This is a genomic window from Achromobacter pulmonis (genome assembly GCF_902859765.1).
Taxonomy (GTDB): Bacteria; Pseudomonadota; Gammaproteobacteria; order Burkholderiales; family Burkholderiaceae_B; genus Achromobacter; species Achromobacter pulmonis.
Genome location: NZ_CADIJV010000033.1, coordinates 1 through 23,225, shown reverse-complemented (window position 1 = coordinate 23,225; position 23,225 = coordinate 1). Strand labels below are relative to the sequence as shown.

General features: G+C 68.7%; 21 protein-coding genes. 13 read left to right on the top strand and 8 right to left on the bottom strand.

All coding sequences use genetic code 11. The features are described from left to right. Positions 1-74 precede the first annotated feature (74 nt). Together HV701_RS22150 and HV701_RS22145 are read right to left on the bottom strand one after the other, a co-directional pair. Positions 75-548, bottom strand: a complete 474-nt coding sequence (locus tag HV701_RS22150; RefSeq protein ID WP_175135162.1) for a MaoC family dehydratase — start codon at positions 546-548, stop codon at positions 75-77. After that, positions 545-1,789: a CaiB/BaiF CoA transferase family protein gene (locus tag HV701_RS22145; protein WP_175135161.1), complete on the bottom strand. Its 1,245-nt coding sequence runs from the start codon at positions 1,787-1,789 to the stop codon at positions 545-547. The genes HV701_RS22150 and HV701_RS22145 overlap by 4 nt, the downstream gene beginning before the upstream one ends. Positions 1,790-1,860: 71 nt before the next feature. Here HV701_RS22145 and HV701_RS22140 point away from each other — a divergent pair, with 71 nt between their 5' ends. Further along, complete coding sequence (locus tag HV701_RS22140) at positions 1,861-2,757, top strand: LysR family transcriptional regulator (protein WP_236756006.1); 897 nt, start codon at positions 1,861-1,863, stop codon at positions 2,755-2,757. Between the two features lie 23 nt (positions 2,758-2,780). Here HV701_RS22140 and HV701_RS22135 read toward each other — a convergent pair whose 3' ends face one another. Next, the gene (locus HV701_RS22135) at positions 2,781-3,794 is read right to left on the bottom strand and encodes an acyl-CoA dehydrogenase family protein (RefSeq protein WP_175135159.1); all 1,014 of its coding nucleotides are present in this window, start codon (positions 3,792-3,794) and stop codon (positions 2,781-2,783) included. Positions 3,795-3,804: 10 nt separating this feature from the next. Further along, a complete protein-coding gene (locus HV701_RS22130; RefSeq protein WP_175135158.1) occupies positions 3,805-4,956 on the bottom strand; it encodes an acyl-CoA dehydrogenase family protein in 1,152 nt (383 codons plus the stop codon). Positions 4,957-5,138: 182 nt separating this feature from the next. Here HV701_RS22130 and bktB point away from each other — a divergent pair, with 182 nt between their 5' ends. The 7 genes from bktB (at position 5,139) to HV701_RS22095 (ending at position 12,866) form a co-directional block, all read left to right on the top strand. Next, positions 5,139-6,320, top strand: a complete 1,182-nt coding sequence (gene bktB / locus HV701_RS22125) for a beta-ketothiolase BktB (RefSeq protein ID WP_175135157.1) — start codon at positions 5,139-5,141, stop codon at positions 6,318-6,320. Between the two features lie 89 nt (positions 6,321-6,409). Next, positions 6,410-7,180, top strand: coding sequence for a class I SAM-dependent methyltransferase (locus tag HV701_RS22120; RefSeq protein ID WP_175135156.1), 771 nt, complete (start codon positions 6,410-6,412; stop codon positions 7,178-7,180). Positions 7,181-7,322: 142 nt separating this feature from the next. Next, complete coding sequence (locus HV701_RS22115) at positions 7,323-8,075, top strand: GntR family transcriptional regulator (protein WP_175135155.1); 753 nt, start codon at positions 7,323-7,325, stop codon at positions 8,073-8,075. Beyond that, entirely contained in the window at positions 8,026-9,339 is a 1,314-nt protein-coding gene (locus tag HV701_RS22110) for a malonyl-CoA decarboxylase domain-containing protein (protein ID WP_175135154.1), read from the top strand. The genes HV701_RS22115 and HV701_RS22110 overlap by 50 nt, the downstream gene beginning before the upstream one ends. Positions 9,340-9,388: 49 nt before the next feature. Further along, on the top strand, positions 9,389-10,180 hold the full coding sequence (locus HV701_RS22105) for an enoyl-CoA hydratase/isomerase family protein (RefSeq protein WP_175135153.1): 792 nt from the start codon (positions 9,389-9,391) through the stop codon (positions 10,178-10,180). Positions 10,181-10,185: 5 nt separating this feature from the next. Then, the gene (locus HV701_RS22100) at positions 10,186-11,727 is read left to right on the top strand and encodes a malonate--CoA ligase (protein WP_175135152.1); all 1,542 of its coding nucleotides are present in this window, start codon (positions 10,186-10,188) and stop codon (positions 11,725-11,727) included. Between the two features lie 164 nt (positions 11,728-11,891). Then, the gene (locus tag HV701_RS22095; protein ID WP_175135151.1) at positions 11,892-12,866 is read left to right on the top strand and encodes a Bug family tripartite tricarboxylate transporter substrate binding protein; all 975 of its coding nucleotides are present in this window, start codon (positions 11,892-11,894) and stop codon (positions 12,864-12,866) included. Positions 12,867-12,893: 27 nt separating this feature from the next. On the opposite strand, the gene HV701_RS22090 is transcribed toward HV701_RS22095, so the two are convergent. Further along, complete coding sequence (locus HV701_RS22090; RefSeq protein WP_175135150.1) at positions 12,894-13,850, bottom strand: aldo/keto reductase; 957 nt, start codon at positions 13,848-13,850, stop codon at positions 12,894-12,896. A 244-nt stretch (positions 13,851-14,094) separates the two neighbouring features. Here HV701_RS22090 and HV701_RS22085 point away from each other — a divergent pair, with 244 nt between their 5' ends. From HV701_RS22085 to HV701_RS22075, 3 genes are all read left to right on the top strand, one after another. Beyond that, positions 14,095-15,066: an ABC transporter substrate-binding protein gene (locus tag HV701_RS22085; protein ID WP_175135149.1), complete on the top strand. Its 972-nt coding sequence runs from the start codon at positions 14,095-14,097 to the stop codon at positions 15,064-15,066. Between the two features lie 388 nt (positions 15,067-15,454). Beyond that, positions 15,455-16,345, top strand: coding sequence for an ABC transporter permease (locus tag HV701_RS22080; protein ID WP_175135148.1), 891 nt, complete (start codon positions 15,455-15,457; stop codon positions 16,343-16,345). A gap of 1 nt (position 16,346) precedes the next feature. After that, on the top strand, positions 16,347-17,141 hold the full coding sequence (locus tag HV701_RS22075) for an ABC transporter ATP-binding protein (RefSeq protein ID WP_175135147.1): 795 nt from the start codon (positions 16,347-16,349) through the stop codon (positions 17,139-17,141). Between the two features lie 142 nt (positions 17,142-17,283). Here the strand turns inward: HV701_RS22075 and HV701_RS22070 are convergent, their stop codons facing one another. The 3 genes from HV701_RS22070 to HV701_RS22060 form a co-directional block, all read right to left on the bottom strand. Continuing rightward, a complete protein-coding gene (locus HV701_RS22070) occupies positions 17,284-18,534 on the bottom strand; it encodes an NAD(P)/FAD-dependent oxidoreductase (RefSeq protein WP_175135146.1) in 1,251 nt (416 codons plus the stop codon). A 126-nt stretch (positions 18,535-18,660) separates the two neighbouring features. Further along, positions 18,661-20,298: an NAD(P)-binding protein gene (locus tag HV701_RS22065; protein WP_175135145.1), complete on the bottom strand. Its 1,638-nt coding sequence runs from the start codon at positions 20,296-20,298 to the stop codon at positions 18,661-18,663. Then, positions 20,298-21,809 carry a polyamine aminopropyltransferase gene (locus tag HV701_RS22060; RefSeq protein ID WP_175135144.1) on the bottom strand — a complete coding sequence of 504 codons (1,512 nt, stop codon included), beginning with the start codon at positions 21,807-21,809 and terminating at the stop codon, positions 20,298-20,300. The genes HV701_RS22065 and HV701_RS22060 overlap by 1 nt, the downstream gene beginning before the upstream one ends. A gap of 98 nt (positions 21,810-21,907) precedes the next feature. On the opposite strand from HV701_RS22060, the gene HV701_RS22055 reads away from it, so the two are divergent. Both HV701_RS22055 and HV701_RS22050 read left to right on the top strand, forming a co-directional pair. Then, positions 21,908-22,294, top strand: coding sequence for a DUF350 domain-containing protein (locus HV701_RS22055; RefSeq protein ID WP_175135193.1), 387 nt, complete (start codon positions 21,908-21,910; stop codon positions 22,292-22,294). Positions 22,295-22,337: 43 nt separating this feature from the next. Beyond that, a partial coding sequence (locus HV701_RS22050) for an SPFH domain-containing protein (RefSeq protein WP_175135143.1) occupies positions 22,338-23,225 on the top strand: 888 nt, incomplete at its 3' end.

The following is a 23,225-nucleotide window of genomic DNA, read 5'->3' as shown; positions in this document are numbered from 1 at the left end:
CTTGCTTTGGTGGAAGGGGCGAGGCCCCATGGCGGCGGCGCCCTCTGCGGGACGCCTGTCCGCCGAGCGCCGCGTCAGCCCGGTCGGCCGGCCAGCATGCGCGTCGCGGTGTAGGCCATCACGGGCTTGCCGTGCTGGTTGAAAACCTCGATGGTGGAGCTGACCACGGCACGGTTGTGCTGCGAGGTCGGGCGTACGCCGGTCACTTCGATATCGGCCCAGATGGTGTCGCCGGCCACCACCGGCGCCAGCATTTTCTTGTGGACTTCCAGCAGCGCCAGGCCGGTGCCCTGCACCATGCCCTGCATGATGAGGCCCTCGATCAGGCCGTAGGTCAGGGCGCCGGGGGCGGGGCGGCCCTGGATCGCGCCATGCGCGTAGGTGGCGTCGATGAAGATCGTCTCCAGCATGCCGGTGACGCTGATGAAGTTGACGATGTCGGTTTCGGTGACCGTGCGGCGGAACGTGCGAAAGCGCTGGCCGACGGCGAGGTCCTGCCAGTAGTAGCCCTGGCCGAGCGGGGCGGGGGCGGTGCGGTCTTGGGTCATGCGGAGTCCTTGGGGGAGGCGGGAAGGGTGTCGGTTTGCCGGGCAGCGCCGGTTTGCAGCAGGGCGTCGATGGCGGCGCAGTCCAGGCCGGCTTGCGCCAGCACGTCGCGGGTGTGTTCGCCGAGCCGCGGTGGCATCGCCGGCGGCACCTGCGAGCGCTGCAGCCGCACAGGGTTGCGCGGGAAGCGGTAGTGGTTGCCGGCGGCGCTTTGCAGTGGCTGGAAGAAATCCACGCTGCGCAGGTGCGGGTCGGTCTCCAGGTCTTGCAGGCGGTTGACGCGGGCCGCGGGGATTTCCAGTTTTTCGCACAGGGCCAGCCAGTAGGTGGTGTCGCGCGCCGCGACGATGCCGGCCTGCAGTTCGTAGAGCGTCTCGATGTGGCGGGTGCGCGCGGCGATGTCGCTGAAGCGCGGATCGGCGGCCAGGTCGGGGCGCCCGGCAGCTTCGAAGAAGCTGCGCCAATGAGCGTCGGTGTAGGGCATCAGACAGACATGGCCGTCGGCGGTGCGGCAGGGCCGGCGCCACGGCGTGAGGACACGCGGATAGCCGGCCTCGCCGGGCGTGTCCGCCAGGTGCCGGCCGTAGTAGTGCTCGACCAGCACGTACGAGGCCATGCTTTCGAACATCGGCACTTCCAGTTGCTGGCCCAGGCCAGTTCGCTCGCGCTGGAACAGCGCGGCCAGGATGGCGTGCGCGGCGACCAGGCCGCAGGTCTTGTCCGCCGCCACCGTGGGCAGGTAGCGCGGCGTGCCGGTCTGGCGGTCGGCCAGGTCGGCAAAGCCCGCCAGGCCCTGGATGATGTCGTCGTAGGCAGGCCGGCCGTCGTAGGCGCCGCCGGCGCCAAAGCCGTACAGGCCCGCGTACACCAGCCGCGGATTGCGCGCGCACAGCGTAGCCGGGTCCAGGCCCAGCGCGGCCATCTTGGCCGGCCGCATGCTGTGCATCAGCACGTCGGCGCCGTCCACCAGCGCCAGCAGCGCGTCGCGGGCGGCGGCCTGCTTCAGGTCCAGCACCACGCTGCGCTTGTTGCGGTTCAGTCCCAGGAAAATGGCGGCCAGCCCGGGTTCCTGGGCCGGGCCGGTGTTGCGGGTGGAGTCGCCGGCGGGCGCTTCGATCTTGACGACGTCGGCGCCGTAGTCGGCCAGGATCTGCGAGGCGTAAGGGCCGAACACCACCGAGGTCAGGTCCAGCACGCGCAGGCCGCCGAGGGCGGTGGCTTGGGGAAGGGAAGCGGAAGTCATGGCGGAAATCCTATCGGCGTGGCCTATACCCGTCTAATATGGCTTTGGTATTGCTTGATATGGAATCCGTTATGGCTATCGATCTACGGCAGTTGCGCCAGTTCGTCACCATCGCCGAACTGGGCAGCTACCGTCGCGCCGCCGATACCCTGCACATCGCGCAGCCCGCGCTGTCGGTGTCGATCCAGAAACTGGAGCATGCGGTTGGCGTGCCGCTGCTGGCGCGTGGCGCCAGGGGCGTGACGCTGACCCCGGCGGGCCAGGCACTGATGGCCGACGCCCGCCGCGCGCTGTTCCATAGCGAGCAGGCGCGCCAGGCCGCGCGCCGCGTGGCGTTGGGCGAATGGGGCACGCTGCGGCTGGGCTTTGTCGGTTCGGCCACTTACACCTTGCTGCCGCGCTGCCTGCCGGTGTTTCGCGCGCAGTATCCGGACGTGCAACTGGAATTGCGCGAGGACAGCACCGTCGGCCTGGCGGCGATGCTGCGCGCCAACGATATCGACGCGGGCCTGGTGCGGGGGCCGCTGGCGGATGACCCGGCGCTGGAATCCTGGGTGGTCGAACGCGATGATCTGATCCTGGCGGTGCCGGCGGGCCATGCGCTGGCTGGCGCCGGCCCGGTCAGCCTGGCGCGGGCCCGCGGCGAGAGTTTCGTGATGTACTCGCCGGCCAAGGTGCCAGGCCTGCATGGCGTGGCGCTCGCGCTGTGCCGCAAGGCCGGCTTCTCGCCGCGCATCAGCCAGGAGGCGATCCAGGTGCAGACGCTGGTCAGCCTGGTGGCCAGCGGCATGGGGCTGGCGCTGGTGCCGGGCGTGACGCGGGCCTACTCCACGCCGCTGGTGGCATTCGTGCCGCTGGCCGACGCCGAGGCGCGCGAGGCGTTGTCGCTGTCGCTGGTGACGCACCGCGCCACGTCCTGCGCAGCGGTGCTGCGCCTGCGCGACAGCATGCTGGCGCAGGGGGACTGACCGGCGTGGCCGGCGGTTGAGTTTCAGGCAGCTTCGCGATCGAACAGCGCGGTGCGCAGGTAGGAGACGACGTCATCGCCGCCATCCAGCGCGTGCGCGCCGATGCGCGCGTGCCAGTGGGATTCCGAGCCGGCGGCCAGCCGCCATTCGCGCAGCCGGCGCGTGTACAGCTGCAAGTCGTATTCCTCGGTGACACCGATGGCGCCGTGCACCGCGTGGGCGATATCGGCCACGCGCGCTACCGCCAGGCTGGCGCGGGCCTTGCCGAGCGCGGCCAACAGCGGTTGCGGCAGGCCGTCGCGGCCCTGGAATGCCAACTGCGCCGCCATGCGCGCGGCCCATACCTGTTCAGCCATCACGCTGATCTGCTGCTGCACGGCCTGGAAGCGGCCTATCGGCTTGCCGAACTGCCGCCGCTGGTTGGCGTAATCCAGTGTCATCGACAGCACGCGCTCCATGGCGCCGGCGATCAGGCCGGCGCAGGCGGTGGCCGCCAGTTCGTCCAGGGCCGGCAGGCCGGCGCCGGCCTCGATGCGCACGCCATCGTCGAGCGACCAGCGCGCTGGCGCGTCCAGGCTGCCGTGCACGCCGCTGGGTTCGATGGTGGCGGCGCGGGCCGGGAGCAGCCAGATCTGTTCGCCGATGCGAGCCAGCACCGCGTCGGCGCCGCGGATCCAGGGGACGTTGGCGCCCGTGGCCTGGCGCGCGGACACCTGCCAGCCATGCGGCGCCAGCGCGATTGATCCGGTGACCGGGGCGTGGCCGGCTCGTGCCAGCCAGGCGCGCGCCAACAGCGTGTCGATGATGGGGTAGGGACACAGGTGGCGGCCGGCGGCGGTGGCCAGCGGCAGCGCCTCGGCCAGCGCCAGGCCGGCGCCGCCCTGGGGTTCGGGCACCAGCGCGTCGGCGAATCCGGCGTCCTCGCAGGCGCGCCAGGCTTGCGCGGGCGCCTGGCCCTGCTCGGCCTGGCGGATCACGTCGGGCGTGCAGGTCTGCGCGAACAAGCGTTCGGCGGCATCGCCAAAAATCGAATCCATGATGGGGTTCCTATCGAAGGCCGAGGCCGCGCGCGATGATGCCGCGCAGGATTTCGCGGGTGCCGCCGCGCAGCGAGAAGGTGGGGGCGACCTGTTCGAGATAGGCCAGCGTGCGCAGCAGTGGCAAGGGCGGCGGCTGCTCCGGACGGCGCCCCAGCGCGTCGGCGATCAGGCGCGGGATGTCCTGTTCCAGTTCGGTGCCGAGGTCCTTGACCAAGGCCGCTTCGATGGCGGGACTCTGGCCCGCCGCCAGTTTGCCGGCGATCGCCAGCGAGAGCGCGCGCAGCACCGCCATCTGCGACAGGATGGCGCCCAGCAAGGCTTGGTCGGCGCTGTCCTGCGCCGCGCCGTCGCGGCCGTGCGCCAGCCAGCATTGCAGCAGTGCAATGCTGGAATACAGGCGTTCCGGCCCGCTGCGCTCGAACGCCAGTTCGGCGTTGACCTGGGCCCAGCCCGCGCCTTCCTGACCGATGAGCGCGTCCGGCGCCAGTTCGACGTTGTCGAAGAACACTTCGGAGAAATGCGCGTCGCCGGCCAGGTCCTTGATCGGCTTGATGGACACGCCCGGCAGCGACAGGTCGACGATGAGTTGCGACAGGCCCTGGTGGCGGTCCTCCGGCGTACCCGAGCTGCGCGCCAGCGCGATCATGTAGTGCGAGCGGTGCGCATTGGTGGTCCAGACCTTGCTGCCGTTCAGGCGCCAGCCGCCCGCCACCGGTTCGGCGCGGGTGCGGATGCTGGCCAGGTCGGAGCCCGAGCCGGGCTCGCTCATGCCGATGCAGAAGAAGGCCTCGGCGCGGCAGATGCGCGGCAGGTAGAAGGCCTTCTGCGCCGGCGTGCCGAGCTTGAGGATCAGCGGCGCGCTCTGGCGGTCGGCGATCCAGTGCGCCGAGACCGGGGCGCCCGCTGCCAGCAGTTCCTCGGACAGCACGAAGCGCGCGAAGTGGCCGCGTTCGGCCCCGCCATATGCGCGCGGCAGCGTCAGGCCGAGCCAGCCGCGTTCGGCCAACTGGCGGCTGAACGCGGCGTCATAGCCCATCCAGGAGCGGGCGCGTTCGTCGGGTTCCAGTCCGTCCAGGGCCGCGGCGAGAAAGTCGCGCACCTCGGCGCGCAGGGCTTCGTCCTGGGGGGGGATGGCGGTCAGTTCCAGCGTATCGATCATGGGTGGGTCCGGTCTGGCGGGCGCCGGAGGCGGCGCGCCGCTGGCCACTATCGGCGAGCCGCGCGCGGACTGTCCAATAGTAAATTCTTGCCTGGCGATAAGGATCGGATATCGGCGCCCCGGGGGCGGGCTGGGGCGCAGGCCGCACGAGTATGATGAAGGCATCATCAGGAGGAAACATCATGAACGAAGTCATCGTCGCATCCGCCGTCCGTACCGCCATCGGCGATTTCGGCGGCGCGCTGAAAGACGTGCCGCCCTGCGACCTGGGCGCCACTGTCATCAAGGCCGCGCTGGAACGCGCCGCCGTCAAGGGCGACGAAGTCGGCCACGTCGCCGTCGGTCACGTCATCAACACCGAGCCGCGCGACATGTACCTGTCGCGCGTGGCTGCCATCAACGCCGGCATCGCCAAGGAAACCCCGGCCTTCAACGTCAATCGCCTGTGCGGCTCGGGCCTGCAGGCCATCGTGTCGGCGGCGCAGACCATCCTGCTGGGCGATGCCGATATCGCCGTCGGCGCCGGCGCCGAAAGCATGAGCCGCGCGCCGTACATCGCGCCGGCGCAGCGCTGGGGCGCGCGCATGGGTGACAGCATCATGCAGGACATGATGACCGGCGCCTTGTCCGACCCGTTCGGCCGCATGCACATGGGCGTGACCGCCGAGAACGTCGCCGCCCAGTTCGGCATCAGCCGTCAGGACCAGGACGCGCTGGCCGCCGAGTCGCACCGCCGCGCCGCCAACGCCATCGAGGCCGGCCATTTCCGCGACCAGATCGTGCCGATCGTGCAAAAGACGCGCAAGGGCGAAGTGGTGTTCGACACCGACGAGCACGTGCGCCGCGACGTTACGGCCGAGAGCCTGGCCGCGCTCAAGCCGGTGTTCCAGAAGGAAAACGGCACCGTCACCGCCGGCAATGCCTCGGGCCTGAACGATGGCGCCGCCGCGCTGGTGCTGATGAACGCCTCGGTCGCGGCCAAGCGCGGCATCAAGCCGCTGGCGCGCCTGGTGGCTTATGCCCACGCCGGCGTCGACCCGACCATCATGGGCATCGGCCCGGTGCCCGCGACCCAGGCCGCGCTCAAGCGCGCCGGCCTGAGCGTGGACCAGTTGGACGTGATCGAGGCCAACGAGGCCTTCGCCGCGCAGGCGTGCGCCGTGAGCCGCGAATTGAAGCTGGACCCGGCCAAGGTCAACCCCAACGGCAGCGGCATCGGCCTGGGCCACCCGATCGGCGCCACCGGCGCCATCATCACCGTCAAGGCGTTGCACGAATTGCAGCGCGTGCAGGGCCGTTACGCGCTGGTGACCATGTGCATCGGCGGCGGGCAGGGCATCGCGGCGATCTTCGAGCGCATCTGAGCGCAGCGTCAGGCGCCCCCCCGGGGCGCGCCGGGGCGGGCCGCAATGGCCCGCCCGTTGCAGGGCGGGCGCCGGCCTACAATCGCGCCATGTACAAATCCAAATTCCCCTCCGAACTCGACCAGCCGACCCTGTCGGAAGTCGATGGCGTGCGTTATTTGCACTTCAACACCGAATGGGTCCAGGGCGCCATGCGCATCAAGAATCCGTCGGAACTGGTGCTGGAATACACCAGCCAGATGATGGCGTGGCTGCTGTTCCTGGAGCCGCCCAAGGACGAGGCCATTGGCATGTTCGGCCTGGGCGCCGGTTCGCTGGCGCGCTTCTGCGCCAAGCACACGCGCGCGCCGCTGCTGGCGGTGGAGTGGAACCCGCGCGTCACCGCCGCCTGCCACATGTTCTTCCGCCTGCCGGGCGAGAACCGCCTGCGGGTGGAGCATGCCGACGCCGCCGAATGGGCCGCCGATCCGCTCAACGCGGGCCGCTGCCCGGTGCTGATGGTCGACCTGTACGACGCCTCGGCCCAGGGGCCGGTGCGCGACAGCGTCAAGTTCTACCGCGATTGCCGCCGCGTGCTGGGCGAGGTCGGGGTGCTGGCGGTGAACCTGTTCGGCCGCCACGAGAGCTTCGGCAAGAACATCGACAACCTGTCCAAGGCCTTTGACGACCGCGTCGTCCTGCTGCCCGAGATCGACGCCGGCAACCAGATCGTGCTGGCGTTTTCCGGCCCGCGCCTGGCGGTCACGCCCGCCGAGCTGCTGGCGCGCGCCGAGGTGGTCGAATCGCAGTACGGATTGCCGGCGCGCCGCTGGGCGCGTTCGCTGACCCGGCACGCGGTCGACGGCATCCTGCATTTCTGAGATCCGCGCCTGGCCCTGGCCCCGTTTTCCTGGCCAGGGTAGGGCAATTCCTTAGTGTCTGCCTCTAGGACGGATTCACCGGACGACGCTATGATGGGCCTATTCATAATTATGAATTACGGCGCCGTCAGGCCGTCTGCCCATGACCTCTCCCATCGTCCGGCAAGCCTTGTACCTGGAAGTCGCGGATCGCCTGCGCGGCATGATCCATGCGCGCGCGCTGCGCAATGGCGAGTGGATCGACGAACTGCGCCTGGCCGGCGAGCTGGGCATCTCGCGGACGCCGCTGCGCGAGGCGCTCAAAGTGCTGGCCACCGAGGGGCTGGTGCGGCTGGAGCCGCGCCGCGGTTGCTTCGTCAATGAGCTGTCGGCGCAGGACCTGGAAGACATCTTCCCGTTGATGGCCATGCTGGAAGGACGCTGCGCCCATGAGGCGGCGTGCAAGGCGTCGGACGCGCAGTTGGCGGCGCTGGCGCCGCTGCACGAGGCGCTGGCGGGCCATGCCGCCGCCGGCCGCGTCGATGCCTATTACCAGACCAACTACCTGATCCACGAAGCGGTGCAGGCGCTCGCCGGCAATCAGTGGCTGGTCGACATGGTGGGCAATCTGCGCAAGGTACTGAGCCTGTCGCGCCACCGCAGCCTGGCCTGGCCCGGCCGCATCCAGGAATCCTGTGCCGAGCACCTGGCCATATTCGAGGCCCTCCAGGCCCGCGACCCCGAGCGCGCCGAGGCGCTGGCGCGCCATCACCTGATGCGCCAACTTGAGGTGCTGCGCGCGTTGGCCGCCGCCGACGATGACGCGCCGCCGCTTTCCGATCTTCCCGTAGCCGAGGAATCCGTCCATGAACGCACCCGCCAATCTCGCCCCCGCGCGCGGCGCACGCACGCCTGACGCCGAACCGATCGACACGGACGCCGCCGAGGCCGGCGACAGCCTGATCACGCGCCTGGGGCGCCTGTGGGAGCGCGGCCGCCTGCCCAGTGAATCCGAAGTGCGGCGGCTGTTCGAGGCGCGCCTGACCGACGTGGCCGCCAACAAGCTGGCGCGGCGCTGGTGCGACCAGTACGGCGCCGCCGACGGCAAGGACCGGCGCCTGATGCTGGCCGCGCTGGCGCAGGTGCGCGGCACCTTCGCCAGCGATGGCGGCGAGGGCGTGCGCCTGTTCAAGCGCTTCAACGCGCAGCCGCTGGGCCTGCGCTTCCTGGTCGAACTGCGCGCCGACATGCTGCGCTGGCGCAAGCAGGTGGCCGGCATCCAGGCGTTGGACAAGGACCTGGAGGGCCTGCTGTCGGCCTGGTTCGACGTCGGCCTGCTGGAGCTGCGGCCGCTGACCTGGGACTCGCCCGCATCATTGCTGGAAAAGCTGATCCTTTACGAGGCCGTGCACGAGATCCAGTCGTGGGACGATCTGCGCCACCGCGTGGCGCCGGACCGCCGCTGCTATGCCTACTTTCACCCGCAATTGCCGGACGTGCCATTGATCTTCGTCGAGGTGGCGTTCGCCGGCAGCATGGCCGACAACGTGCAGGCGTTGCTGGACAGCAGCGCGCCGCCGCAGGACCTGGAGAAGGCGCGTTGGGCGATCTTCTATTCCATCTCGAACACCCAGCCGGGCCTGAAGGGCATCAGCTTTGGCAATTTCCTGCTCAAGCGCGTGGTCGAGCAATTGCTGGAGGAGCTGCCCAAGCTCAAGTCGTTCGCGACGCTGTCGCCGATTCCCGGTTTCGCCGACTGGCTCGGCAAGCTGGACGCCGAGGCGGTCGAGGCGATGCTGCGCGAGGACAAGTCGCGCGCCAAGGCGCGCCAGCGGGCCGGCGTGCCCGACGGTCGGCGCTGGGTAGCGCGGCTGGCGCGCGCGGCGCAAGGCAAAAAGACGCCCGACGTGGTCAAGCGCGCCGCTTTCCGCCTGGCCGCGCACTATCTGCAGGCCATGAAGAATGGCCTGCCGCTGGATGCGGTGGCGCGCTTTCACCTGGGCAATGGCGCGCGCATCGAGCGCCTGAACTGGGCGGCGGACACCTCGGCCAAGGGGCTCAAACAGTCCTGCGGGCTGATGGTCAATTACCTGTACGACCTGGATGAACTGGACGGCAACCTGGCGCGCCTGCATGACGGCAAGCCCCAGGTCAGCCGCAGCGTGGGGCGCGCGGCCTGAAGCGGCGACGCGTCGCGCAGGACAGAAAAAAGATAATTTCCGAGGGGACATGATGGACAACACGGCAGGCCGTGTGCTGCTGCAACGTGACGGGCCGCTGGCCTGGGTGACGCTGTCGCATCCGGGGCGCCTGAACGCCATTACCGTGGGCATGTGGCGCGAACTGCGCGATGTGTTCACGCGCATCGCCGCGGATGACGACGTGCGCTGCGTGATCGTGCGCGGCGAGGGCGGCAATTTCGCCGCGGGCGCGGACATCCGCGAGTTCCCGGTCGAACGCGCCGACGCCGCGGGCGTGCAGCGCTATCACCGCGAGGTGCTGGCGCCGGCCCTGCAGGCCGTGGCGCAATGCCCGCAGCCGGTGCTGGCGCAGATCGAAGGCGTGTGCGTCGGCGGCGGGCTGGAGATCGCCTGCCAATGCGACCTGCGCATCGCCGGCCAGTCGGCGCGCTTCGGCGTGCCGATCAACCGGCTGGGCTTTCCGATGGCGCCGGACGAGATGCGCGGCCTGCTGGCGCTGGCCGGGCGCGCCGCCACGCTGGCGATCCTGCTCGAAGGCCGCGTGTTCGGCGCTGCCGAGGCCCGTGAACTGGGCCTGCTGACCCGCGTCGTGGCCGATGCCGAGGTGGCCGCGCAGGTCCTGCGCAGCGCCGAGCGCATCGGCCAGGGCGCGCCGTTGGCCGCGCGCATCAACAAACGCCTGTCCGCCCGCCTGATGCAGGGCGGGGCCTTGACCGAAGCCGAATACCAGGATTATTTCTCCTACGCCGACAGCCAGGACCACAAGGAGGGCGTGCGCGCTTTCCTGGCCGGCGTGGACCCCCACTTTTCCGGAGACTGAAAACGGTGAGCAACGCCAATCTATACGCTGTGCTGGAGGGCGGATTCCCCGCCGATCGCAAACAGGTCGCGCTCGAAACCCCCGAGCTGGCCTACACCTGGGACGACATCGACCGCGCCACGGCCTGCCTGGCCAACCTGCTGGGTTCGCTCAAGCTGCCCGAAGGCGCGCGGGTCGCGGTGCAGGTCGAGAAATCGCCCGAAGCCCTGCTGCTGTACCTGGCGACACTGCGCGCCGGCCTGGTATACCTGCCGCTGAATACCGCCTACCGCGAAGCCGAGATCGAGTATTTCCTGGGCAACGCCGAACCCGCCGTGGTGGTCTGCGCCAGCAAGAACCGCGACTGGGTCCAGCGCGCCGCCGACAAGGCCGGCTGCGCCTACGTCTACACGCTCGACGAAGACCGCACCGGCACCCTGCTGGACGCGGCCGGCGGGCTGTCGCAGACCTTCAAGACCGTCAAGCGCAAGCCGGACGACCTGGCCGCCATCCTGTACACCTCCGGCACCACCGGCCGCAGCAAGGGTGCGATGCTGTCGCACGGCAACCTGGCGTCCAACGCGCAGGTGCTGCACAAGTACTGGGGCTGGCGTTCGGACGACGTGCTGCTGCACATGCTGCCGATCTTCCACGTGCATGGCCTGTTCGTGGCCTCGCACGGCGCGCTGCTGGCCGGCGCCAAGATGATCTGGCTGCCCAAGCTGGACGCCGACCAGGCCTTGCGCTACCTGCCGCAAAGCACGGTGATGATGGGCGTGCCGACATACTACGTGCGGCTGTTGGCCGACAAGCGCTTCAACCGCGAGGTGTGCGCCAACATGCGCCTGTTCATCTCGGGCTCGGCGCCGCTGCTGTCGGAAACCTTCAACGACTTCCGCGAGCGCAGCGGCCACGCCATCCTGGAACGCTATGGCATGAGCGAGACCGTCATGCTGACTTCCAATCCCTACGATCCGGCCGATGGCGAGCGCCTGGCCGGCACCGTGGGCCGGGCCCTGCCGGGCGTGCAGGTGCGGGTGGTGGACGATGCCGGCATCGCGCTGGCGCCGGGCGAGATCGGCAATGTGCAGGTGCGCGGGCCCAATGTGTTCTCGGGCTACTGGCGCATGCCGGAGAAGACCCGCGAGGAATTCACCGCGGACGGCTGGTTCAAGACCGGCGATGTGGGGCGCTGGGGCGGCGAATCCGCCGGCCGCGACGTGCCGGTCGACTACCTGTCGATCGTCGGCCGCAGCAAGGACCTGATCATCTCGGGCGGCTATAACGTCTACCCGAAGGAGATCGAGACCCTGATCGACGACATGCCGGGCGTGGCCGAGTCGGCCGTCATCGGCGTGCCGCATCCCGATTTCGGCGAAGCCGTGGTGGCGGTGGTGGTGCCCAAGGACGGCGCCAACATCGATGCCGCTGCGATGCAGGCCGAACTGAAGGCGCGCATCGCCAATTTCAAAGTGCCCAAGCGCGTCCACATCGTTGACCAACTGCCGCGCAACACCATGGGCAAGGTGCAGAAGAACGTGCTGCGCGAAACCTACCAGGCGCTGTAGCGCCATCATGCCGGGCCGGTCCATGAGGACCGGCCATTTTTTTCCAAGGAGCCCGATCCCTTTCAGAACGATTCCCGAACCAGGCAGCATTCCAATCCAAGAACACAAGAGACGAGACGCGGGAAACGCGCCGTCCCCACGCTGCAGCAAGAGAGGAGACAACAATGAAATACCGCACACTCGCCGTGGCCCTGCTGGCCACCCTGGCCGCAGGTTTTGCCGGCAGCGCCGGCGCCGCCTCGTGGCCGGAACGGCCCATCACGCTTATCGTGCCCTTTCCCGCGGGAGGCGGCACCGATACGTTTGCCCGTCCCCTGGCCCAGCAACTGACGATGCAATTGGGCCAGTCGGTGGTAATCGACAACAAGGGCGGCGCGGGCGGCACCGTCGGCGCCGGCGTGGCCGCCAAGGCCAGGCCCGATGGCTACACCTTCTTCATGGGCGGCGCGCACCACGCCCTGGCGCCGTCGCTGTACAAGAACCTGAACTACAACATCCAGAAGGACTTCGTGCCGGTGGCGTTGGTGGCGCAACCGCCGCAGGTGATTGTCATCAATTCCACCAAGCTGCCGGTCAAGACGGTGCAGGAATTCGTCGATTACGCCAAGAAGCACCCCGGTGAAATCAACTTCGGCACCGCCGGCAAGGGCAGCACCCACCACCTGGCCGGCGAACTGTTCGCCATGCAGACCGGCATCAAGCTGGTCGATGTGCCGTATCAGGGCGCGGGCCCGATGCTGTCGGCCTTGATCGGCGGGCAGGTGGACTTGGCGTTCGACGGCCTGGGCTCGTCGGCCGGCCACATCCGGGCGGGCGCGATCAAGCCCCTGGCGGTGGCCGCCGACAAGCGTTCACCGTCGCTGCCGCAGGTGCCGACGGCGGCCGAGGCCGGCGTGCCGAACTACGTGGTGTCGACCTGGTACGCGGTCTGGGCGCCTGCCGGCACCCCGCAGGAAGCCGTGGACCGCATGGCGGCGGAGATCACCAAGGCCCTGAACACGCCCAAGCTCAAGGAAACCTGGGAAGGCAACGGCTCGGCCATTCCGACCCTGACCGGCCCGGCCTTCGGCAAGTTCGTCGATAGCGAAGTGTCGCGCTGGGCCAAGGTGGTGTCCGATTCGGGCGTCAAGCTGGATTGACGCCCGCGGCGTTGGCGCGCGCCCGCGTCAACGCCACTCGCTGGCCAGGCTGAGCCTGGCCAGCTGGTCGCGCGTCAGCGTCAGGCTGGCGGCCTTGACCAGTTCGTCCAGCTGCGCCAGCGAGGTGGCGCTGACGATCGGCGAGGTGATGCCGGGCTGCGCGATCTGCCACGCCAGCGCGGCCTGGGCCGGCGTACAGCCGGCATCCTCGGCCACGTCGTCCAGCGCCTTGAGGATGCGATCGCCGCGCTCGTTCAGATAGGTGTCGACGATCTTCTTGCCGCGCGCGCTCTTGCCGGCGTCGGCCGGGCTGCGGTACTTGCCGCTGAGAAAGCCGCTGGCCAGCGCGTAATAGTTGATGGTGCCCAAGTCCTGCGCCTTGACCAGCGCCTGCAGGTGCGCCTCGAACGGCTCGCGGCTGTAGAGGTTGTACTCGGGCTGGATGCTCTCGTAGCGCGGCAGGTTGTGCCGTTCGCTGGCGATCAGCGCTTCGGACAGGCGCACCGCCGTGTAGTTGGAGGCGCCGATGGCGCGCACCTTGCCGGCCTCGATCAGCTTGGCGTATTCGCCCAGCGTGTCGGTCAGCGGGGTGGCGGGATCATCCTGGTGCGACTGGTACAGGTCGACGTGGTCGGTCTGCAGCCGCGCCAGCGAGGCCTCCAGCGAGCGCCGGATGTAGGCCGGCGCCAGGCCCTTGGCGTCCGGGCCCATTTCCATGCCGACCTTGGTGGCGATCAGCACGCGGTCGCGCTTGCCCGAGCGCTTGAGCCACTTGCCGATCAGGGTTTCGGATTCGCCGCCCTGGTTGCCGGGCACCCAGCGCGAATAGACATCGGCGGTGTCGATGAAGTTCAGGCCGGCGTCCACCAGCGCGTCCAGCAGCGAGAACGTGCCGGCCTCGTCGACGGTCCAGCCGAAGACGTTGCCGCCGAAGGTGAGGGGAGGGATCTGCAGGCCGGAACGGCCGAGTGCGCGTTTGATCATGATGTGGCCCTTTGGATGTCTCGGATGTCGTGTCGCGCGGGCGTGGCGCTTTTTGTGCATTGGCGCAGTCCGCCCCGGCATGGGGCGCGTCTGCCGCGCATGCACCATTTCAGGGATTCCCCCCAAGTGAAATTGGGTTGCGACACGTTAGACTATACGGCTTTACGGCTGTCCGGACCCGTGGGGAAGCCCGCGGAACAGCCGTAACAATGAACAAATAACGCAGGGTTCAAGGAGCTTACCTATGCTGATCGGAAAAAAACATTTTCTGACGGTTGGCGCGATGGCGCTGGCGCTGGCTATCGCCGCGCCGGTGGCGGCGCAGCAGAAGTCGGTGGCGGTTACCGCCATCGTCGAGCATCCGGCGCTGGATGCGGTGCGTGACGGGGTGCAGGACGCCCTCAAGCAGGCCGGCTACGAGCCGGGCAAGAACCTGAAGTGGCAGTACCAGAGCGCCCAGGGCAACACCGGCACCGCGGCCCAGATCGCGCGCAAGTTCGTCGGCGACCGGCCTGACGCCATCGTCGCCATCGCCACCCCGTCGGCCCAGGCCGTGGTGGCCGCCACCAAGGACGTGCCGGTGGTGTATTCCGCCGTGACCGACCCGGTCGCCGCCCAGCTGGTACCCAGCATGGACGCCTCGGGCACCAACGTCACCGGCGTGTCGGACCTGCTGGCGCTGGACAAGCAGGTCGAACTGATCAAGAAGATCGTGCCCAACGCCAAGCGCGTCGGCATGGTCTACAACCCGGGCGAGGCCAACTCGGTCGTGGTGGTCAAGAAGCTGCAGGAACTGCTGCCCAAGTCGGGCATGAGCCTGGTCGAGGCCGCCGCGCCGCGTTCGGTTGACGTGGCTTCCGCCGCGCGCAGCCTGATCGGCAAGGTCGACGTGATCTACACCAACACCGACAACAACGTGGTCTCGGCCTACGAGTCGCTGGTGAAGGTCGGCAACGACGCCAAGATCCCGCTGATCGCCTCGGATACCGACAGCGTCAAGCGCGGCGGCATCGCCGCCCTGGGGATCAACTACCGTGACCTGGGCGTGCAGACCGGCAAGATCGTGGTGCGCATCCTCAAGGGCGAGAAGCCCGGCGCGATCCCGTCGGAAACCATCTCCAAGCTGGAGCTGTACGTGAACCCGGGCGCCGCCGCCAAGCAGGGCGTGACGCTGTCCGACGCCATCATCAAGTCGGCCGCGGTGGTGGTAAAGTAAAACGCAAGTCGTCCGGCCCCGCTCCTGCCCACCCGGCATGAGCGGGGTTTGTTTTATCTTGTTTTCTTGTTGGCCCCGCGCCGGTACGCGGGGTTTCCAGGGCGGCAGCATCCACAAGGTGCGCGCGGCCCGGCGCGCAGGCGTTGGTCTTGAACGGCATGTCGGCCCCCGGCCGCCGCGCCGCGTTTTGCTCCCCGGAGCGTTCATCAAGCAGCCCGCTTGCGGCCCCGGCCGCCAAGCCCGGCGACGCCTTGGCAGGAATCGAGAGAAAATCGCACGGCAGGAAACGTTTATTGCGAAAGCTCGGGTAAAACTGATCCCGAAACGCAAGAAGTTGGACGTTCCGAATCTCTAATATGCTCGTTTCTTACCTGATTGGATTTGTCCCATGTCATTGTTCTCGTTGCTAGGCGCGCTGGAGATCGGCCTGATCTTCAGCCTGGTGGCCTTGGGCGTGTATATCTCCTTTCGCCTGCTGCGCTTTCCGGACCTGACCGTTGACGGCAGCTTCCCGCTGGGCGGCGCCGTCTGTGCCACGTTGATCGCCGCGGGCACCGACCCGTTCCTGGCCACCGTCGCCGCCACGTTCGCCGGCGCGGCGGCGGGCCTGGTCACCGGTTGGCTCAACGTCAAGCTCAAGATCATGGATCTGCTGGCCAGCATCCTGATGATGATCGCGCTGTATTCCGTGAACCTGCGCATCATGGGCAAGCCCAACGTGCCGCTGATCACCGAGCCCACCGTCTTCACTATTCTGCAGCCCGCATGGCTGTCGGATTACGTGGCGCGGCCGCTGATCCTGCTGGTCATCGTGATCCTGGCCAAGCTGGCGCTGGACTGGTTCTTCGCCACCCAGACCGGCCTGGCGGTGCGCGCCACCGGCTCGAATGGCCGCATGGCCCGCGCGCAGGGCGTCAACACCGGCCGCATGATCCTGGGCGGCATGGCGCTGTCGAACGCGCTGGTCGCGATGGCCGGCGCGCTGTTCGCGCAGACCCAGGGCGGCTCCGACATCTCCATGGGCATCGGCACCATCGTCATCGGCCTGGCCGCGGTGATCGTCGGCGAAAGCATCCTGCCGTCGCGCAAGCTGGTGCTGGCCACGCTGGCCGTCATCATCGGCGCCATTGTCTACCGCTTCTTCATCGCGCTGGCGCTGAACAGCGACTTCATCGGCCTGAAGGCGCAGGACCTGAACCTCGTCACCGCGGTGCTGGTCACGATCGCCCTGGTCATTCCCATGCTCAAGCGCCGGCTGGTCGGCAAGAAGGGGCGCTGATATGTTGTCCGCAAAAGACCTCAAGATCACTTTCAACGCCGGCACGCCGATCGAAACGCGCGCGTTGCGCGGGCTGTCGCTGGAGATCCCCTCGGGCCAGTTCGTCACCGTCATCGGTTCCAACGGCGCCGGCAAGTCGACCTTCCTGAATGCTGTCTCGGGCGACCTGCCGGTCGATTCCGGCCGCATCGAGATCGACGGCGCCGATGTCACGCGCCAGCCGGTGTGGGGCCGCGCCGGCCGCGTGGCGCGCGTGTTCCAGGATCCCATGGCCGGTACCTGCGAAGACCTGATCATCGAAGAGAACATGGCGCTGGCGCAATTGCGCGGTGCGCGCCGCGGCTACGGCCGCGCGGTCAAGGCTTCGATGAAGGAAGGGTTCCGCGAACGCCTGGCCACGCTCGGCCTGGGCCTGGAAAACCGCCTGAGCGACCGCATCGGCCTGCTTTCGGGGGGCCAGCGGCAGGCCGTGAGCCTGCTGATGGCGGCGCTGCAACCGTCGCGCATCCTGCTGCTGGACGAGCACACCGCTGCGCTCGACCCGCGCACCGCCGACTTCGTGCTGCAACTGACGGCGCGCATCGTGGCCGAAAGCAAGCTCACCACCATGATGGTCACCCACAGCATGCGCCAGGCGCTGGACGTGGGCGACCGCACCGTGATGCTGCACCAGGGCCAGGTGGTGCTGGACGTGTCCGGTGACGAACGCCGCGGCATGGACGTGCCGGACCTGCTGGCCATGTTCGAGCGCGTGCGCGGCGAGAAGCTGTCGGACGACGCGTTGCTGCTGGGCTGATGGCGCGAAGCCGCACCGGCCGGCGCCATCACCGCGTCCGGCGTGGCCTTCTATCGGAGGCCGCGCCGGACGTTTTGTTTTTCGCTGGACCGCGGCGGGCGAGTGCCGGCCTGCGCGCGCCTTCTTTGAATGTCGATACGGCCTAGATGAAGCGGCCGGGCCGGAATGCCGCATGGCGGGCCGGGGCGCCGTCTTCGCACATCAGCTCGGCCAGTATCCGAGCGGTTCCGGGCGCCGTGCTGAAGCCGATGTGCTGGTGGCCCAGCGCGAGCCACAGACCTGGATGGCGCGGCGCCTGACCGATCATCGGGCGGCTGTCCGGCAGCGTGGGGCGGCGGCCCAGCCAGGCCTTTGGGTCGAGCCGGGGGCCCAGGCCGATCGCTTCGCGTGCCCGGGCCTCGGCTAGGTCCAGTTGCACCGGGCGCGGGGGCGCCTCGCAATCGTCCAGTTCGACCCCGGTGGTCAACCGCAGGCCGCGCGCCATGGGCGACAGCACGTAGCCGCCGCCCGTGTCGTACACGGGGCGGCCCAGCGCGGGGCCATCGGCCGCGCCGTAGTGCATGTGGTAGCCGCGCTCGAACGCCAGCGGCAGGTCGATGCCGGTGGTCTTGAGCAAGGCCTTGGACCACGGGCCCAGCGCCACCACCAGGGCGGGCGCGGTCAGCGTTTCCGAGCCGGCATCGCCCTGCACCTCCCAGCCGCGTTCGCCGTCGCGGCGGATCGCGCTGGCGCGCAGGCGCCGCAATGTGCCGCCCGAGCGCTGGAACAGGTCGGCGTAGGCGGCGGTCACGGCGCCGGGGTCGTCCACGGAATACGAGCCCTGGATCCACAGCGCGCGCGCGAAGATCGGCGCCAGCGCGGGTTCCAGTTGCGCCAGCTCGGCGGGCGCCAGCGCCTGGGTCGGGACCTGGTGGCGGGCGTAGGCCGCGCGCGCCAGGGCGCTGCCGTGCCAGGCCTGCTCGCTGCGATACAGGAAGATCCAACCGCTGTCGCGCAGGCGATGCCGGATGCCGGCCGCGTCCAGCAGGCGCAGGTGTTCGGCAGCGGACAGCCGGATCAGGCCGTCGAGCGCCGCCGTGGTTTCATAGAACACCGACGGCCGGGCGCGCGCCAGGAAACCGGCCGCCCAGCCCAGGTTGCGCGCCAGATAGGACGCGCGATAGCGGAACTGCACGGCGTCGTTGCGCAGCAGGCGCGGCAACTGGCGCCACAGGCCGGGATGGTTGAAGGGCATCAGGGAACTGCGGGCCAGGACGCCGGCGTTGCCGGCCGAGGTTTCCTGGCCGGGCGCCTGGCGGTCGACCAGCGTGACGTCCAGGCCGCGCCGCTGCAGTTCCAGCGCGCAGCAGACGCCGACGATGCCGGCGCCCAGCACAATGACTTGCTTGCCCATCGTGATTTATCGGTGCGAGTCCAAGGGAAATAGCGGCCGATTGTAGGGCAGGGGCCGGCGCCGCGCGACGAGGAATATCCATGAGGACGCGGCTGACGCCCTGCGGCGCCGGCGCCGCCCGCCGCGTCAGCTCGCCGGCCGTTGTCCCAGGATACGCCCCGCCGCCGCCACGCCCCACCACGCCGCTTCCTCGAACACGGAATAGCCCGACAGGTCGGCATGGGCGAACAGCACCGGACCGTCGACCTCGCGCAAGGCGGCCAGGCCGGCGTTCGACAGGTAGCCGCAATAGGGCGAGGCCATGGCGTGCCCGCGCACCGTGATCTCCAACTGGCGGGCGCGGCGCCAGAATTCGTCGCCATACGCGGCGATCAGGTCGACGGCGGCTTCGTCGCGCAGCGCCTCGGGCCGGGCGTCGGCGAGCCATTGGCGCGCGGCCCGCGGCGTCTGGTTGCTCAGGGCGTGGTAGGCCGTGAACACCGTACGCGGCGAGCGCGCCACGCGCAGCAGCTGGTGGGTCGAGACCACGTAGCCCAGCGCCTGGCCCTGGTAGACCACGTTGTCCCACGACAGCGGCTCGCCCGGCGCCTCGCGCGGATAACCGTCCATGACGAAGTTCGACACCAGCCAGGGAGCGTGCGGCGAGGTATGCATGGCCGGATCGTAGCCATAGGCGCGGATGTCCGGCAGGAGGCGCTGCGCCACGAACAGCGGCATGGCGCAGACCGCGCGTTGCGCCTGCAGCGTAAAGACGCTGGCCGCCGCGCCCGCGGCGAGGCAATCGATGCGCGGGCCGGCGGCGCTTTCGCGCAGCCGCGCGGCGGTGCCGGGCAGCAGCCAGTTGCGGTGGCCGAGCCGCGCGTCGATGGCGCCGCGCAGCCGCTGCACCAGCGGCGCCAGGCCGCCGGGCCAGGTCAGCACCGCGCCATCGTTGGCGTTGGCGGCGTGGCCGTCGCGGCTGGCGAAGTAATGCAGACCGGCCCAGGCCGAGACCCGGTCGTAGGGCGCGCCGTAGTCATCGCGGCAGCAGTAGTTCAGGTACCAGTGCAACGCGGGCGAGGTGTAGCCTTCGCGCTCCAGCCATTGCCGGAAGGTCAGCGTGTCCAGCGCGCGCCAGGCCGGGTCGCGCGAGGACAGCACGATCGGGATGCAGAAGACCTTGCGGCCATCGTTGCCGACCGCGCCCTGCAGCCGCTCGACCAGCGCCAGGAACTTGCGGTGCTGATCGATATCGGCCGCGGGCAGCCCGTGCATCGGCAGCAGGCCGTCTTCCCAGCGGCCGTCGCGCAGCAGCCGTTCCTGCGGCGAGTGCGCCAGGATGGCTTCGTCGTAATAAGGCCGCGCGCCGAAGGCGTCGCGTTCGGCGATGCCGAAGTCGGCCAGCATCTCGCGCACGTGGGTGGACTGCATCGATGGCAGCGGCAGGTAATGCGCGCCCAACGGATAGTCGAGGCTATCGCGGGTGCCGGCGGCGGCGTTGCCGCCGTACTCGGGGCCTTCGACCACCACGAAATCGGTGAAGCCCTCGCGCGCCAGTTTCCAGGCGCACGACAGGCCGGCCACGCCGGACCCCAGGATCGCTACCTGGCAGCGCCGGGTGCCGGAGGACGGCGGTAGCGCGGCGCCATCGCGCAGTGCGTGGCCGGCCTGCATGCCGGGATAGCGCACCTCGGGCGTGGTCTCGACCACGCGCGAACGGTAATAGCCCGCCGTGCCCGCGGCGGCGGCGGTGGCGGCGCCCAGCAGGAAGGTGCGGCGGCGCATCAGCGGATGACCTTGCGCCAGTCCTCGTCGAAGTAGCGCACCAGCGATTGCTCGTTCAGGCGGTTCGGCGGCATGGCCAGCGCCGGCATGTCGGCGGGAAAGTGGAACAGCTCGCGCAGGGTGGCGGGGTCGAGGTAGCGGGTGGGCACGCTGACCTTGTCCGGCGGGGTGTAGTCGCGCCGCTTGCCGGCCAGGATGAAGCCCCAGTCGCCGAATGATGGCACGTAGGCGTGGTACGGCCAGGTGTTCAGGCCGGCTTCCTTGAGCGTGGCGTCCACGCTCCAGAACGAGCGCGGCGCGAAGTAGGGCGAGGTCGACTGGATCACCATATAGCCGTTCTCGGCCAGGTGGCGCGCCATCAGGTGGTAGACCGGCACCGAGTACAGGCGGCCCAGGCCGAAGTTGGACGGGTCGGGGAAATCCACCACGATGAAGTCGTAGACCTCGGCGTGGCTTTCGAGCCAGCGGCCGGCGTCGTCGTTGATGACGGTGACGCGCGGATCGGTCAGCGAACCCTGGTTCAGCTTGGTCAGGGGTTCGGAGCGCGAGAACAGGCCGGTCATTGCCGGGTCCAGGTCCACCAGCGTCACATGCTCGACATGCTTGTACTTGAGGATCTCGCGCACCGCCAGGCCGTCGCCGCCGCCCAGCACCAGCACGTTGCGGGCCCAGGGCAGCGCCTGCAGGCCGGGGATCACCAGCGATTCGTGGTAGCGGTGTTCGTCGCGCGACGAGAATTGCAGGTTGCCGTTGATGTACAGCCGCAGGTCGTCGTGCCAGCGCGTCACCACCAGGCGCTGGTAGGGCGTGGTCTCGGCATGCACCACGTCGTCGCCATACAGCCCCTTCTCGGCCCACGCCGTCATCTGACCGGAAAACAGGAAGCCCAGCGCCAGCAGGCCCAGCACCACGCAGCCGCGCATGGCCCGTTCCGCCGGGCGCCGGATCTCGGCGCGGAACAGCCAGGTGGTCCACAGTGCCACCCCGGCATTGAGCATGCCGAACAGGAAGCTGGTGCGCAGCAGGCCCAGCTTGGGCGCCAACAGCAGCGGGAAGATCAGCGACACCGCCAGCGCGCCGAGATAATCGAAGGTCAGCACGCGGCTGACGATTTCGCGGAACTCGGCCTTGCGCTGGTTGAACACCCGCATCACCAGCGGGATCTCCATGCCCACCATCAGTCCGATAATGAAGACGCCGGCGTACAAGGCGGCGCGAAACGGCGCCGACAGCCAGGCGAACACCAGGAACAGGACCGCGGCGGAAACCCCGCCCAATAACGCGACGGCCAGCTCGACGTCGATGAACCGATTCAAAACGTCGTCGTCTTTTACATATTTTGACAACCACGATCCGATGCCCATCGCGAACAGATAGCAGCCGATGACGGAGGAGAATTGGAGGATCGAATCGCCCAGCAGATAGCTGGCCAGCGCGCTGCTGATGAGCTCGTAGCCCAGGCCGCAGGATGCGACGATCAATACCGACAGGATGAGAACGCGGTCGCGCATGGGGGTTCCGACTCAGAAAATGCGTTCGCAGTATATCGAAGGCGCCGTATATACTGCGCGCAATCAGAGCCTGGAGAGGGGCGATCATGGGAGAAGCGATGCATCCGGCGGTGACCTATCTGATCTACATTGTTTCGGCGCTGGTCATGCTGGGCATTTTCACCGCCGTCTACACCGCCGTGACGCGCTACAAGGAATTCGAGCTGATCCGCCAGGGCAATATCGCGGCGGTGCTGTCCTACAGCGGTGCGCTGGTGGGCTTTTCCTTCACGCTCTGCTCCAGCATCGCCATCCATGCCAGCTTCGTCATGTTCCTGGTGTGGGGCCTGGCGGCGATGGCGGTGCAACTGGTGGTCTACGCCGTCGTGTCGCGCGCCATCCAGGGCCTGCACGAGGCCATCGAGGAAAACAACATCGCCATGGGCGGCCTGATCGGTTCGATCTCGCTGGCCGCCGGCGTGGTCAACGCCGCCTGCCTGACCTGAGCGGCCGCGCGCGTCGACCCTATCCGACACAGGAGGACTTGCCATGAGTCTCGGTTCATTTATCCGCAAGCAGTTCATCGACATCCTGCAATGGAACGAGGATCGCGACGGCGTGCTGGCCTGGCGCCATCCGATGCAGGATTTCGAAATCCAGTATGGCGCCAGCCTGACCGTGCGCGAGTCGCAGATGGCGGTGTTCGTCAACGAAGGCAAGGTGGCCGATGTGTTCGGCCCCGGCATGTACAAGCTGACCACCCAGACCCTGCCGGTGCTGACCTACCTGAAGAACTGGGACAAGCTGTTCGAGTCGCCTTTCAAGTCGGACGTCATCTTCTTCAGTACCCGCCTGCAACTGGGCCGGCGCTGGGGCACGGCGCAGCCGGTGACGCTGCGCGACAGCGAATTCGGCATGGTGCGCCTGCGCGCCTTCGGCGTCTATTCGTATCAGATCACCGATCCGGCCACGTTCTACCGCGAGGTCAGCGGCACGCGCGATGTCTACACCGTCGACGACCTGGAAATGCAATTGCGCAACATGGTGGTCGCGGCCATGACCACGGCGCTGGGCGGCTCGAAGGTGCCGTTCCTGGACATTGCCGGCAACCAGGGGCTGATGTCGCAGAGCATCGCCGAGCAACTGGCGCCGGTGTTCGATCGCTACGGCGTCAAGCTCGACAACTTCACCGTCGAGAACGTGTCGCTGCCGGAAGAACTGCAGAAGGCGCTGGACACGCGGATCTCGATGGGCATGGCCGGCGACCTGGGCAAGTTCACCCAGTACCAGACGGCCACCTCGATCCCGCTGGCGGCGCAGAACGAAGGCGGTATCGCCGGCATCGGCGCGGGCCTGGCGGCTGGCGCGGCGCTGGGCCAGACCATGGCGGCCGGTCTGGGCGTGGCGCCGGGCCAGCCGGCGGCCGGCGCCCCGGCT

What these genes read in the sequence shown, in the direction of transcription:
- HV701_RS22105 (WP_175135153.1), top strand. Translation starts at nt 9,389, where the DNA reads ATGATGGACAACACGGCAGGCCGTGTGCTGCTGCAACGTGACGGGCCG.
- HV701_RS22090 (WP_175135150.1), bottom strand. Translation starts at nt 13,850, where the DNA reads ATGATCAAACGCGCACTCGGCCGTTCCGGCCTGCAGATCCCTCCCCTC.
- HV701_RS22080 (WP_175135148.1), top strand. Translation starts at nt 15,455, where the DNA reads ATGTCATTGTTCTCGTTGCTAGGCGCGCTGGAGATCGGCCTGATCTTC.
- bktB (WP_175135157.1), top strand. Translation starts at nt 5,139, where the DNA reads ATGAACGAAGTCATCGTCGCATCCGCCGTCCGTACCGCCATCGGCGAT.
- HV701_RS22150 (WP_175135162.1), bottom strand. Translation starts at nt 548, where the DNA reads ATGACCCAAGACCGCACCGCCCCCGCCCCGCTCGGCCAGGGCTACTAC.
- HV701_RS22110 (WP_175135154.1), top strand. Translation starts at nt 8,026, where the DNA reads ATGAACGCACCCGCCAATCTCGCCCCCGCGCGCGGCGCACGCACGCCT.
- HV701_RS22070 (WP_175135146.1), bottom strand. Translation starts at nt 18,534, where the DNA reads ATGGGCAAGCAAGTCATTGTGCTGGGCGCCGGCATCGTCGGCGTCTGC.
- HV701_RS22075 (WP_175135147.1), top strand. Translation starts at nt 16,347, where the DNA reads ATGTTGTCCGCAAAAGACCTCAAGATCACTTTCAACGCCGGCACGCCG.
- HV701_RS22130 (WP_175135158.1), bottom strand. Translation starts at nt 4,956, where the DNA reads ATGATCGATACGCTGGAACTGACCGCCATCCCCCCCCAGGACGAAGCC.
- HV701_RS22065 (WP_175135145.1), bottom strand. Translation starts at nt 20,298, where the DNA reads ATGCGCCGCCGCACCTTCCTGCTGGGCGCCGCCACCGCCGCCGCCGCG.
- HV701_RS22120 (WP_175135156.1), top strand. Translation starts at nt 6,410, where the DNA reads ATGTACAAATCCAAATTCCCCTCCGAACTCGACCAGCCGACCCTGTCG.
- HV701_RS22135 (WP_175135159.1), bottom strand. Translation starts at nt 3,794, where the DNA reads ATGGATTCGATTTTTGGCGATGCCGCCGAACGCTTGTTCGCGCAGACC.
- HV701_RS22145 (WP_175135161.1), bottom strand. Translation starts at nt 1,789, where the DNA reads ATGACTTCCGCTTCCCTTCCCCAAGCCACCGCCCTCGGCGGCCTGCGC.
- HV701_RS22085 (WP_175135149.1), top strand. Translation starts at nt 14,095, where the DNA reads ATGCTGATCGGAAAAAAACATTTTCTGACGGTTGGCGCGATGGCGCTG.
- HV701_RS22140 (WP_236756006.1), top strand. Translation starts at nt 1,861, where the DNA reads ATGGCTATCGATCTACGGCAGTTGCGCCAGTTCGTCACCATCGCCGAA.
- HV701_RS22115 (WP_175135155.1), top strand. Translation starts at nt 7,323, where the DNA reads ATGACCTCTCCCATCGTCCGGCAAGCCTTGTACCTGGAAGTCGCGGAT.
- HV701_RS22060 (WP_175135144.1), bottom strand. Translation starts at nt 21,809, where the DNA reads ATGCGCGACCGCGTTCTCATCCTGTCGGTATTGATCGTCGCATCCTGC.
- HV701_RS22095 (WP_175135151.1), top strand. Translation starts at nt 11,892, where the DNA reads ATGAAATACCGCACACTCGCCGTGGCCCTGCTGGCCACCCTGGCCGCA.
- HV701_RS22055 (WP_175135193.1), top strand. Translation starts at nt 21,908, where the DNA reads ATGCATCCGGCGGTGACCTATCTGATCTACATTGTTTCGGCGCTGGTC.